Annotated in this window: 1 protein-coding gene; it reads left to right on the top strand. The window is 73.4% G+C overall.

Going from position 1 to position 207, the window contains the following annotated elements:
* The coding region (locus IIE03_RS27115; RefSeq protein ID WP_318842743.1) for a beta-ketoacyl synthase N-terminal-like domain-containing protein at positions 1-207 on the top strand (207 nt) is incomplete at both ends.

The following is a 207-nucleotide window of genomic DNA, read 5'->3' as shown; positions in this document are numbered from 1 at the left end:
TGGCGTTGCATCTGGCGGCCGCGTCGCTGCGGAGCGGGGAGTGCGACCTGGCGCTCGCCGGCGGCGTGACGGTGATGTCGACTCCTACCGCCTTCGTGGAGTTCTCGCGGCAGCGGGGGCTGTCGCCGGACGGCCGGTGCAAGTCGTTCGCTGCGGGCGCGGACGGTACGGGCTGGTCCGAGGGTGTGGGGCTGCTGGTGGTGGAGC

Source organism: Myceligenerans pegani (genome assembly GCF_014892515.1).
GTDB classification, from domain to species: Bacteria; Actinomycetota; Actinomycetes; order Actinomycetales; family Cellulomonadaceae; genus Myceligenerans; species Myceligenerans pegani.
This window is presented reverse-complemented; position numbering and strand designations above follow the sequence as displayed.